The organism is Niabella sp. ZPM-14 (genome assembly GCF_055693045.2).
On record NZ_CM181148.1, the window covers coordinates 2,552,680 to 2,565,018 of the forward strand.

The following is a 12,339-nucleotide window of genomic DNA, read 5'->3' on the forward strand; positions in this document are numbered from 1 at the left end:
GAGCCTTTATTTAACAAGGCCAGACCAGATGATCCGTCTGTCATTTCAACATAAAAAAAGCGGCATCACTGCCGCTAAAAAAATAAGATGTGATGCGTCTTAAAGTCCTCCGAAGGTCAGACCTAAAGTGAAGGGCTTCAATTGTGGTCCCGCTCCGGCTTTCAGCAGGCTGGTAAACTGGTAGGTTCCAAATACAGTGAAATGACCCACCCCGATCCGCGCTGTACCAACGATGCGGGTAGTATTAAAATAATTTTTGCTCGATTCTTTCAACAGGTAATTGGGTAAGGAATTCGGTTCCGTGATACGGCTGCGTGTCCCGCCTTTCAACATAGTGCCCACTTTCACACCGATTGCTACTTTGAAGCTCTTGTCGCTTTGTTCCGGATTGGCCGTGTAGCGCAGCTCCACAGGCAGCTCGGCATACGCTGTGGCTACTTTAGTCTTTTTAATATCAACAACGGAGGTATCCAAGCCATTAAACCTCATTGTGGATGTTCTTCCTTTTACATCAGCAAATTGCTGATCGAGGAAGACGTGATCAGAACCTATACCCAACCCAACAGCAGCACTTAACTGCGGAGAGCTTTTGAAGGGAAAGTCCATCATGAAATAAGCGTTGATGCTGCGCGATAAGCCTTTGGTGCTAATACTATCGGGCGCGTCCATCCAGCTGGTATATCCCAACTGCAGCAGGAAATGGTCGTTAGCTCGATTTGTCAGGTTGTATTTTTTCTTCGGCTTTTTGGCCGGCTCGCTTACGACAAGCGCAGGGGAAACAACGGTGTCTACCTGTGCAAACACGCTTCCTGCAAGTAATAAGGCGCAAACGGCGAACAGCATTTTTTTCATTTGTGTATTTTTTTCTGTTTTATCTTTTAATGGTCTTATTCAACCTGCAGTGTATCGGCTTCGCAACCTCTATTTCTCATTGAAACAGTCAGGCACTGATCCTTGACCCCAGTGATAATAATACATTAAATCGGCGCAAATATATTTGTATTTCGGTTAAAAATAGGTTAATGAACCCAGGTTCCGGAAATTAGATCTATTTCTTTCAATTACCGGTTGAAGCCAACCACCATGAATCAAGGGCTATTTTATTTCGATAGATCCCGCGGGTAAGAGCTGTTCCCCGTTAAAACGCAGAAAGACCTGGGATAATGTGATCACGTCTTTCTGACAATAGGTAATGATCCGTTCGAGGTTTTTTTCTTCGTAATATACTTTGGCGACCATGCTGCCGTCGATATCATCCTTCGGTGTGGGGATGCCGAGGCTGCATGCCAGCAGGTTGAGGGAGGTATAACTTTTATAATCTCCGAACTTCCAAAGCTCCATGGTGTCGAGGTGATTGATCTCCCACGGCTTTTTACCCGCCATATTTAACAAAGCGGGGATAGGAAGTCCATTGATGATGAGTCTCCGGCAGATATAGGGAAAATCAAATTCCTTCCCGTTGTGGGCGCACAGAAATTTGGGTTCATAACTGCTCCATTTGGTGAGCATCTCTGTAAATCCGGATAATAATTTTTTTTCATCCGCATCTGCAAAAGATTTAATAACCAGCTTGCGATTGTTTTCACTTCCCTGCATCACGCCGCAACTGATGCAGATGATCTTTCCAAACTCTGCGTAAATACCCGCCCGTTCGTAAATGGACTCCGGAGTTTCCCCTTCGCGATTTCTGAGCAATACCATCGCTTTGGCCTGCCACAGATCTTTCCAGTCATCAGCGAGCTGGTCATAGCCCGGCTGTTGCGGTACCGTTTCGATATCGAGAAATAAGATGTTTTGTATGGGGTAGCTCAGAAACATGTTATGGTTACAGATATTTGTCGCCTTTGGTTCTTTTGATCTCTGACACGTAATCTTTGATCTCCTGCTCTTTCTCTTTTTTGCAGATCATCAACACATCGTCGGTATCTACTACAATATAATCTTCCAGACCCTGCACCAACACCAGCTTCTTATCTGAAGTATGTACCATGCAATTGTTGGTGTCGAATATCATTACATTTTTTCCTACCACCGCGTTGTCAAAATAATCCTTCTCCATGTTGTTATGGGCGCTGTTCCAGGTGCCTAGGTCGCTCCACGAGAAGGATGCGGGGATAATGTACACATTGCTGGCCTTTTCCATGATGCCGAAATCGATAGAGATACTCGGACACTGAGAATAAACCGACTCTATCGTCTTCTTTTCTTCCGGCGTATTGAGCAGTTCTTTTTCACTTTGAAACAACTCGTACACCTCGGGCAGGTGCTGCTCGAACGCCTGTATGATGGTTTTACATTTCCAGGTGAAAATGCCGCTGTTCCACAGGAAGTCTCCGCTGTCGATGAACGCCTGTGCCAGCTCCATATTCGGTTTTTCCGTAAAGGTTTTCACCTTGTATATTCCGGGCGCCACTTCTGCCGCTTCGTGCTGGATATACCCGTAACCCGTGTTAGGATGGGTCGGCATAATACCGACGGTGGTGATGGCGTTGATATGGCCCACAAAATCGAGCGCCTTTTTCATCACTTCCACAAATTTCTCCTCATCTGGAATATGGTTATCGGCAGGAGCCGCGATCATCACCGCCTCGGGATCTTTTTCGTGTATCTTGAATGCGATATAAGCGATACAAGGCGCAGTGTTCTTCCGGAAAGGTTCTGCCACGATATTTTCTTTTGGCAGATCCGGCAGTTGCTCATGCACAATGCTGGCGTAGTCTTCCGAAGTGACCACATAAATATTTTCCAGGGGCACCACTTTGCGGTAGCGGCTGAAAGTAGACTGAATCAGTGTTTTCCCTGTTCCCAGGATATCCAGGAACTGTTTGGGAAAATTAGTGCGGCTTTTTGGCCAAAACCGGCTCCCTATCCCACCTGCCATGATCGCAACGTATTGATTCTTGTTCATACTTTAAATTAACCCCTCTTTTAGTAAGTCATGAATATGTATAATGCCCTTGTACTTGCTTTTATTTGTAACGACCAGCTGTGTGATGGCGTTTTTACGCATCAGATCCAGCGCCGTGACCGCGAGTTCTTCTTCGGCAATGGTCTTCGGGCTGATGGTCATAATGTCGCCGGCCAATACGGTTTCAATATCCGACTTTTTTTCCAGCATGCGCCTTAAATCTCCATCTGTGATAATTCCTATCAGGTTGTCGGCCTCGTCTACCACGGCGGTCACACCCAGCCTTTTACGGGTGATTTCTACGATCACTTCTCTAAGCGACTGTCCTGCTAAGACCGACGGCCTTTCATTATGACTGAATACATCAGCGACCCTTAAATAAAGCTTCTTGCCCAGGGTTCCGCCGGGATGAAATTTAGCGAAGTCTCCGTCCCTGAATCCTTTTAACTCCATCAATGAGACCGCCAGAGCATCACCCATCACTAATTGCGCTGTAGTGCTCGTAGTAGGAGCCAGGTTGTTGGGACAAGCTTCCTGTGACACCGTTGTATCGAGAAAAATATCCGCCTGCTGGGCCAGCGTCGAGTGTTCGTTTCCGGATATAGCGATCAGCTTGTTACCGAAATTTTTGATCAGCGGGATCAATGCCTTGATCTCCGGACTGTTGCCGCTCTTACTGATGATGATAACGATATCGTTTTCCTGTACAATGCCCAGGTCGCCGTGAAGCGCATCTGCGGCATGCATAAAGATGGAAGGCGTTCCCGTCGAATTGAAGGTTGCGACGATCTTTTGCGCTATGATGGAGCTTTTGCCGATGCCTGTCAATACGACCCGGCCTTTACATTGTAACAATAAATCGACCGCCAGGTCAAATTGTTCGTTGATTAACCGGTTCAGATCGGCTATCGCGGCAGCCTCCATGGCTATAACTCTTTGGGCAATATGTTTAGGCGTTTGCTGCATAACCGGCGTAAAGGGCAAAAATATCAGTTCTGGTACAAAAACAAAAGCTTTTATTAATACATGCACCTGCCGGATAGACCATTAAGGAGCAGACTTATATGATATCAGACCCGCAAATATTGGGTAATTGATGACAAAAACGCCAATTTTTTATGATCTTAGTCTATTTTTTATTCTTTCCTCTTTTTTGAGACCAACAATTTTAATACTTGCACTAACTTAGCACGCCCTTTTATATGTTCCACCTTTTTTCGGTCATATAGAGTCATCACGCAACGGCCTAGTGCTGGTATTTGGATACCGGTAACAACCGGGGCGTCGTTTCAAATATTATTTTTTTATTAGAGATAAGTGGTGTATCTTTTTACACTTGTATTTCAAAACTTATGGAGTTTTAAGTAATGGGAGTTAAATCATCAAAAGCAGCTCCGAAAAAATCGAAGAAAGAGCCTGAGCAAAAACTGAAGTCCAGAATAAACCTGCAACAGGAATTGCAAAAAAATTTTGGTTTCAAACAATTTAAAGGAAAGCAGGATGCTATCATCGAATCCCTATTGGATGGTAATGACACTTTTGTGATCATGCCTACCGGTGGAGGTAAAAGCCTTTGCTATCAATTGCCGGCTGTTATTTCAAAAGGCGTAGCCATCATCGTTTCGCCCCTGATCGCGTTGATGAAAAACCAGGTAGACCTGGTACGTGGCTATAATAGTAACGACGAAATTGCTCACTTTCTCAACTCGACGTTAAATAAAAAGGAAATAAAAGAAGTTCATGATGATCTTCTGTCCGGCAAAACAAAGTTGCTCTACGTCGCGCCGGAAACACTTACGAAACAAGAAAACCTTTCGTTCTTCAGCGACCTGGATATTTCTTTCTTTGCTGTGGACGAGGCCCACTGTATCAGCGAATGGGGCCATGACTTCCGGCCGGAATATCGCCGGCTGCGTGAAATGATGGACCAGATCAGCTCGAAGATCCCGGTCATCGCTTTGACCGCAACCGCAACGCCTAAAGTGCAGAGCGATATTGTGAAAAATCTTGACCTGCGCAATCCCAACATTTTCATTTCTTCCTTCAACCGGGAAAATCTATATTATGAGATCGTTCCCAAGATCAAGAAGAGCCAGACCGATGAAAGCATTGTTCGCTTTATCAAAGGCATGAAAAATAAGAGCGGTATTATTTACACCCTTAACCGCAAGACGACAGAGGAGCTGGCCAGTATTTTAGAGGCAAATGGTATCAAAGCGGTCGCTTATCACGCCGGATTGGATGCAAAACTAAGAGCCAAGCGCCAGGATGATTTTCTGAATGAAGATGTGCAGGTGATCGTTGCCACCATCGCTTTTGGAATGGGCATTGACAAGCCGGATATCCGTTTCGTTATTCACTACAATATTCCGAAGTCTATTGAAAATTATTACCAGGAAACCGGTCGCGCCGGTCGTGATGGACTGGAAGGGAAATGTATCTTATATTATTCACATAAGGATGTGAGCAAGCTGGAACACCTCATGCGCGACAAGCCGTTGAGCGAACGTGAAGTGGGCGCCCAGCTGATCAACGAAACAGTGGCCTATGCTGAAAGCGGGGTGTGTAGAAGGAAAGTGATCTTAAGCTATTTTGGCGAACACTTTTTAGAGGAAAATTGCGGTAATTGTGATAACTGCAAACATCCCAAAGAAAAAATAGAAGCGAAGGCCGAAGTGTTGGTTGCCCTGAAAGCACTGAAAGAAGTGGATGAAAAATTTGCTACAGACTATGTGGTAAATATCATCAGCGGAAAGCCTACGCCGCAAGTAAAAATGTTCCGGCATGAAGGCCTGTCCAGCTTCGGTACAGGAAAAGATCATGACAGCCTGTTCTGGAACTCCCTGATCCGGCAAATGATCCTGGAGGGTTTGATCCGTAAGGATATTGAAGAATACGGCGTTTTAAAAATGACAGATAAGGGATCTGATTTTGTGAAAAAACCCAAATCATTCCCGATCGTGCTCAACAATAAATTTGAAAACGCTGTCGGCGATGATGATGAAGGCACAGAAAACAGTGCGGAAGGCGCTGCTACGGATGAGAAGCTTTTTGAAATGCTGAAAGAGCTTCGTCAGAAACAAGCTAAAAAAGTGGGCCTGGTGCCGTGGGTCATCTTCCTGGAAACTTCGTTGCAGGACATGGCGACCTTGTATCCAACGACTTTGCAGGAGCTGGAAAAATGCCAGGGCGTCAGTGCGCCGAAAGCAAGACGCTACGGTAAACCGTTTATCGACCTGATCGCCCAGTATGTCGAGGAAAATAACATTGAGAAGCCGGATGATTTTGTGATGAAGAGCGTGGTAAACAAAAGCGGCAGCAAGGTATATATCATCCAGCAGACCGATAAAAAAATCCCGCTGGAAACCATCGCTAAAAACAAGGGCTGGAAAATCTCTGAGCTCCTGGAAGAGATGGAAACGATCGCCGCCAGCGGTACTAAACTGAACCTGGGCTACGCGATCGACGAGATGCTGGATGAGACGGAGCAGGAAGAGATCATTGAATACTTTAAGACCTGCGAAACCTCATCATTGGATGTCGCGCAGCAGGAGCTGGCAGATTTTGATTTTAACTGGGAACAACTAAAGATCATGCGCATCCGGTTCCTGGCAGAATACGGAATGTAGCCGGCAACTTTTTTTATGAATTAATCACATTTGTTGTTAAAAACCACTATTTTTGCAACCCGCAAATACACTGGTGTATTTACATACCGGTAAAAAATGCTGATGGTGCGGTAGCTCAGTCGGTAGAGCAAAGGACTGAAAATCCTTGTGTCGCCGGTTCGATCCCGGCCCACACCACAGAAGCCTCTCAAATGGTTGAGAGGCTTTTTTATGCTAACTCCTTATATTTTATACGCCCATTATTTCGAAAAAACTTCCGTTCGCTCATCCCGAATTAATCACAAGTCAATATCCCCCGCTCAGAAGTAGCCGCTTTTTTCGGTGCATTTAATTGCTCAGGAGCCCACTGACCTAAAACACGCTAGTCCCTTTAACCCGTTGATCTCCGCTGTGAGCAAAAATTTCCAAGGTAATGTTACGGCCGGTAAATTGGGATTTCCATTCTATCTTTTATCGACGATTACCTATAACCACCCGATGAAAACAATAAAAAACCGACCATTACTTTGTATAATGGTCGGTTTCTAACAACTAAGTTGTATTTTATCTATCTCCCCATATAAACCATCAAGATCTGGATATCACTTGGATTGATGCCGGAAATTCGGCTTGCCTGACCTAATGTGCGAGGGCGAATCCGGTTGAGCTTCTCTTTGGCTTCGTTTCCTAACGATGCTAATTTGCTATAATCAAAACTGTCGGGAATAGTTAAGTTTTCCATTTCGCTCATCCTTGCAACAATCTCGCGTTCCTTCTCGATATAAGTATCATATTTCACCAGGATCGCGGCTTGTTCTAATTCTTCTTTTTTAAAAGATTGTAAAGCCTCGTTCAACTTGGGCACTGCAGCAGCAAGGTCTGCCAGTTCCAGGTTCGGTCTCAGCAGGATTTTACCTGCCTTTTGTTTCTCCGAAATTTTTGACGATCCGATAGATTCCAGGAAACCATTGATTTCGTCGGGTTGTATCACTATAGTTCTGAGCAATTCTTTTATTTGCGAGATATGCTCGTTCTTTAAGACTACTGCGGCCATTCGCTCATCCGTCGCCAGTCCAAGTTGATGACTCAAAGGCGTTAAGCGTGCATCTGCATTGTCTTGCCGCAACAGCGTGCGGTATTCTGCGCGAGAAGTAAACATGCGATACGGCTCTTCTGTCCCTTTATTAATAAGATCGTCGATCAATACACCTATATACCCCTCGCTCCTTTTTAAGACCAGCGCCTCTTGTTCCTTGACCTTCAGATGGGCATTCATCCCCGCCATCAGTCCCTGGCAGGCAGCTTCTTCATAGCCTGTCGTACCATTAATCTGACCGGCAAAAAATAAATTGGAAATGAGCTTGGTCTCAAGGGTATTACTCAATTGAGTAGGCGGAAAATAATCATACTCTATCGCATAGCCCGGCCGAAAAAAGCGGACATTCTCAAATCCGGGCACAGTGCGAAGGGCTTTGTATTGCACATCTTCCGGCAAAGAGGTTGAAAAGCCGTTTACATATATCTCCACGGTGTTCCACCCTTCAGGCTCAACAAAAAGCTGATGCCTGTCCCTGTCTGCAAAACGGTTGATCTTGTCTTCAATACTTGGACAATATCTCGGGCCTACTCCATCAATTCTTCCGGCAAACATAGGGCTGCGATCAAATCCGGTTCTAAGGATATCATGCACCTCCGGGCTGGTATAAGTGACCCAGCAACAACGCTGTTCAGACGCTTTGATCTTTGGGGTATCCATGTACGAAAATCCTACGATCTCTTCATCTCCCTCCTGCACCTCCATTTTGGTATAGTCCAGGCTCCGGCCGTCTACCCTGGGCGGTGTACCTGTTTTCAGGCGATCACTTTCAAAGCCGAGAGACACCAGTTGTTCGGTGATTCCGCTTGCCGCCTTCTCCGCTACCCGGCCCCCGCCAAATTGTTTTTCCCCGATATGAATAATCCCATTTAAAAATGTTCCATTGGTCAACACCACCGATTTCGCCGCTATTTCATGTCCTAGCCCAGTGATCACTCCCTCTACCCGGCCGTCTTTCACAATCAGCCCTTTTACCATATCCTGGTAAAAATCCAGGTTAGGGGTGTGCTCCAATAGCTCCCTCCATTTTGCTGCGAACTGCATACGATCACTTTGGGCGCGCGGGCTCCACATGGCGGGGCCCTTAGAGCGGTTTAGCATACGAAACTGGATCATAGAAGCGTCGGTGACGATCCCCGAATATCCACCCATGGCGTCTATCTCACGAACGATCTGCCCCTTGGCAATCCCTCCCATGGCCGGATTACAGCTCATCTGAGCTATGGTTTGCATGTTCATGGTAATTAATAAGGTCCGGGAACCCATATTAGCCGCTGCAGCCGCTGCCTCGCACCCGGCATGACCGGCTCCTACTACTATTACATCGTATTGTGGAAACATAAGTTGGCAAAGATAGCTCATTATCGAGAATGCCTATAATCTCCGGTGTCCGGTCGCGGAACGAAGTTTCGTAATGAATAATATCAAGTACTATTAATGGTAGCTGTAACCGAATTGGCCATCAACGAGGAGCCGGCTATTGTTTGGTTGAGGAAGAATGGTCAGGCCGGTGTCCTTGTTCCACGTGAAACCGCCTATTAGAAACTATCAATAGTTCCACGTGAAACAGTCATGGTTGATATTCGGCTAGCCACGTATTCTCCATAGCCCTCATTTTCGCCTGCTGCTTAGCAGTTTTGTCTTTATAGCCTAACAAGTGAAGCACTCCGTGGAAAATAACCCGGTGTAGCTCGATCCTGGTAGGGGTTTTATGTTGAGCCGCATTATCTTTCACACGTTCTACACTAATATATATGTCGGAAATAAGTTTAGCATCTTTGGGATCGGAAAGGTCGAAAGTGATAATGTCTGTGTAATAGTCATGATCAAGGTGTTGTCTGTTTATTTCCAACAACGCCTCGTCCGAGCAGAATACAAAGTTCAACTCAGCCTCTGATCTTCCGGAAACCTGTAGCTTTTGCGTAAGAAAGGTCCTTAAGCGGCGCTTTTGCGTGAGAGAAACGGATTGTTCCACGTGGAACTGTATGATTATTTCTTTAGCAGACATTTATCAAAATTCGCAAACAAAACACAAACAACAATGCGTAGTTTTGCTCCATGGTAAATGAATTGTTGTTATCCGATTTGCAGCCAGGCCAGGTAGGCACAATTGTGAAGTTCACAACCGAAGAAATCTTCCTTAAATTAATGGAAATGGGTTGTTTACCCGGCGAACAGATTGAAGTGGTTCAGAAAGCTTTGTTCAATGACCCCATGTCTATCTCTGTTGCTGGTTATCTGCTTAGTCTGAGGACAGAAGAGGCCAAACAAATCGTTGTAAACGTGTAGACATGAAGATCGGTCTCTATTTTGGGTCATTTAACCCCATCCACCACGCTCACCTCATCATTGCTAACCATATTCTCAATGAAAACCTGGTAGACAAGATCTGGTTTATCGTGTCACCACAGAACCCACTGAAGGAAACCGCCTCCTTGTTAGATGAAAATGACCGGTATCACCTTGTATCCATGGCCGTAGAAGCAGATGACCGATTAAAAGCCTCCAATATTGAGTTTTCCTTGCCCCGCCCCTCTTATACCGCCGTTACACTGGCACATCTGTCAGAAAAATATCCGCAATATGCATTTAACGTTATTATGGGAGGCGATAGTTTTCAGAACATACAACGCTGGAAGAACTATGAATTCATATTGAAGAACTACCCTATCCTGATCTATAATCGCCCTGGTTTCCTAATCCAGGACACATTCGGTGCTCATGCTACTATATTAAATGCGCCCCTCCTCGAGTTATCGGCTACAGCTATCCGCTCGCTGATCAAGGAAAAGAAGTCACTCAAGTATTTATTACCCGAAAATGTAATTGTGGAAATAGAAAAGGCCGGCTATTACAGAAAATAACCGAGCATGACGCAAAGCGCTACGATGACCGGAGCAGGAATTCTTGTAAAGATCAGGATCAACGCCGTCCCTAATACTACACCAATATTGATAAACCCAATACCAGTACCGTCAAATAATGTAATGTCTTTCAGGATATAAAAGGTAGAACCGACCATGATGCCAAGAACTGCAGCATTAATTCCTTCTAAGGATCTGTAAATAGCAGAATATTTCTTAAGCCGGTTCCAGATAGGGAAAAAGAAAAGCACCAGTAATGCACTGGGCAGGAAGATGCCGATCATCCCGATCACGCTTCCCAGGACCTGCATCCCGCCGCCCTCATTCTTCATAGCCAGCCCCCCGGTATAAGACGCGATAGAAAATACAGGACCAGGTACAGCTCTAACGATACCGATTCCTGTAAGCATTTCCTTCTTATCGATGTGAATCGCATTCGGATTTCTGCTTTTAACAGCTTCGGGCCTTACACTGAACTGTTCGTACATGATGGGCATCAGCACATTTCCGCCGCCGAAAACAAGGCTTCCCATCCGGTAAGAGTTTTCGAAAAGGTTTATAGGCTTTCGATTTTCCCAATCGTTCTTGCGCGCTACCTCACTGACAATACCGGCAATAATAAAAATGATCGCAAACAGCCAGATGTTCCACCAGCGGATCTTACCGGGCTTCACCTCTGTCTGGGGAATTCTTTTGCTGCTGAGGTTTGTCACGAATCCTCCCGCGACAATCAGCAACGGCACAAAGAAAGGCTTTCCGAAAAAGGCATAGGTTGCCCCAGCGGCTGCCAAAGCAATGACAGCCGTTACCAGATTTTTGACGGAATACGGAAGCGCCGCAATGCAGGCGAATATCAAAAAGCCTGTCGCCATAGGAACAATAAACTTAAAGCCATTGAACTGATTGGACGAACCTGCTACATATTCTACGAAAAACGAAAGGGCGCACATAATGGTACACGCCGGTAACACCCAGACTAACAAGGTCAATATCGCCAGAACCGGCCCGCCGCGTTTGAAACCAATCAGTGTTAAGGTTTGTGTCGACGAGGCTCCGGGAAGTAACTGGCAAAAGGCATTGTATTCCATCAGCTCCTGCTCGGTAACATATGGCGTCTTCTTGACGAATGTTTTCATCATCATAGCCAAATGGGCCTGCGGTCCGCCAAATGCAGTAAGACCGTGCAACAACACAAGCTTCAAAAACTGTAAGTGACGAAGCAGCATCAGCTGATAGAATTTGAGTTATCCTAAAGATAGAAGTTATCTTCCTAACGAACAGTAACGTGAAAACATTTCTCCCGGTACTCTTTGATAAAATAAAGCTTTCCTTGTTTCTGCATTTGTGTCAATACATCCTGCAAGATTTTTTCCAGCCTGGCATTAGGCGCTTTGTACCGGTTAAACCTAATATACGAAATGTCGAACGAGCAGCCAAAATTATGAGAGCTCAATTTGGTCGTCACTGCATTGCTATTAACCCTTGATAATCTCCTCTGATCGTAAATCGTGCGTGTGACGGAAGTTACAGTAAAGGTCTTTTTCTTGCTCCGTTTATAAAAGTTCGTACCAATCTCTTTCAATATGCGATACGACTCTGGATTCAGGTAGGGGCGGCTGTGTGTCAGTTTAGCGATCGTGTATCCTGTTTTTGGAAATATGACCACCAGCTTCTTCTTGCTCACCAAAGACGTAAGATGCGCCTGGTTCTTTATTGGTGGAATTCCCGTTGCCTTGGCTGCTTCAAGATGGACATCATATTTAGTTTGCCCAGAAGAGCCGATGGCCAGTGCAATAAAAAGGGATAGGAAAAGTATAGGTTTTAATACTTTCAAAATAGAAAGGCTTTTTCGGGCGACAAAAA

Annotated in this window: 11 protein-coding genes and 1 tRNA gene; 4 read left to right on the top strand and 8 right to left on the bottom strand. The window is 45.3% G+C overall.

The features are described 5' to 3' along the window. Positions 1–99: 99 nt before the first annotated feature. The 4 genes from ACU37H_RS10770 to ACU37H_RS10785 all read right to left on the bottom strand — a co-directional run bounded on the left by ACU37H_RS10770 (position 100) and on the right by ACU37H_RS10785 (position 3,874). Positions 100–852 carry an outer membrane beta-barrel protein gene (locus ACU37H_RS10770; RefSeq protein ID WP_472701506.1) on the bottom strand — a complete coding sequence of 251 codons (753 nt, stop codon included), beginning with the start codon at positions 850–852 and terminating at the stop codon, positions 100–102. Positions 853–1,095: 243 nt separating this feature from the next. Next, on the bottom strand, positions 1,096–1,818 hold the full coding sequence (locus ACU37H_RS10775) for a 3'-5' exonuclease (RefSeq protein WP_472701505.1): 723 nt from the start codon (positions 1,816–1,818) through the stop codon (positions 1,096–1,098). A gap of 7 nt (positions 1,819–1,825) precedes the next feature. Next, positions 1,826–2,908, bottom strand: a complete 1,083-nt coding sequence (locus ACU37H_RS10780; RefSeq protein WP_472701504.1) for a mannose-1-phosphate guanylyltransferase — start codon at positions 2,906–2,908, stop codon at positions 1,826–1,828. A 3-nt stretch (positions 2,909–2,911) separates the two neighbouring features. Beyond that, a complete protein-coding gene (locus ACU37H_RS10785) occupies positions 2,912–3,874 on the bottom strand; it encodes a KpsF/GutQ family sugar-phosphate isomerase (RefSeq protein ID WP_472701503.1) in 963 nt (320 codons plus the stop codon). Positions 3,875–4,275: 401 nt separating this feature from the next. Here ACU37H_RS10785 and recQ point away from each other — a divergent pair, with 401 nt between their 5' ends. Then, positions 4,276–6,537 carry a DNA helicase RecQ gene (gene recQ / locus ACU37H_RS10790; RefSeq protein ID WP_494407542.1) on the top strand — a complete coding sequence of 754 codons (2,262 nt, stop codon included), beginning with the start codon at positions 4,276–4,278 and terminating at the stop codon, positions 6,535–6,537. A gap of 104 nt (positions 6,538–6,641) precedes the next feature. After that, positions 6,642–6,714 (top strand) — tRNA-Phe (locus ACU37H_RS10795). Between the two features lie 370 nt (positions 6,715–7,084). Here the strand turns inward: ACU37H_RS10795 and mnmG are convergent. Beyond that, positions 7,085–8,953 carry a tRNA uridine-5-carboxymethylaminomethyl(34) synthesis enzyme MnmG gene (mnmG, locus tag ACU37H_RS10800; protein ID WP_472701501.1) on the bottom strand — a complete coding sequence of 623 codons (1,869 nt, stop codon included), beginning with the start codon at positions 8,951–8,953 and terminating at the stop codon, positions 7,085–7,087. Between the two features lie 229 nt (positions 8,954–9,182). Next, a complete protein-coding gene (ybeY, locus tag ACU37H_RS10805) occupies positions 9,183–9,620 on the bottom strand; it encodes an rRNA maturation RNase YbeY (protein WP_472701500.1) in 438 nt (145 codons plus the stop codon). A 50-nt stretch (positions 9,621–9,670) separates the two neighbouring features. On the opposite strand from ybeY, the gene ACU37H_RS10810 reads away from it, so the two are divergent. Then, positions 9,671–9,901, top strand: a complete 231-nt coding sequence (locus ACU37H_RS10810) for a FeoA family protein (RefSeq protein ID WP_472701499.1) — start codon at positions 9,671–9,673, stop codon at positions 9,899–9,901. A gap of 2 nt (positions 9,902–9,903) precedes the next feature. Then, complete coding sequence (nadD, locus tag ACU37H_RS10815) at positions 9,904–10,476, top strand: nicotinate (nicotinamide) nucleotide adenylyltransferase (RefSeq protein WP_472701498.1); 573 nt, start codon at positions 9,904–9,906, stop codon at positions 10,474–10,476. On the opposite strand, the gene ACU37H_RS10820 is transcribed toward nadD, so the two are convergent. Beyond that, positions 10,464–11,702: a chromate transporter gene (locus ACU37H_RS10820; RefSeq protein ID WP_472701497.1), complete on the bottom strand. Its 1,239-nt coding sequence runs from the start codon at positions 11,700–11,702 to the stop codon at positions 10,464–10,466. The genes nadD and ACU37H_RS10820 overlap by 13 nt on opposite strands. A gap of 44 nt (positions 11,703–11,746) precedes the next feature. Further along, the gene (locus ACU37H_RS10825; RefSeq protein WP_472701496.1) at positions 11,747–12,310 is read right to left on the bottom strand and encodes a DUF5715 family protein; all 564 of its coding nucleotides are present in this window, start codon (positions 12,308–12,310) and stop codon (positions 11,747–11,749) included. Between the last annotated feature and the right edge of the window lie 29 nt (positions 12,311–12,339).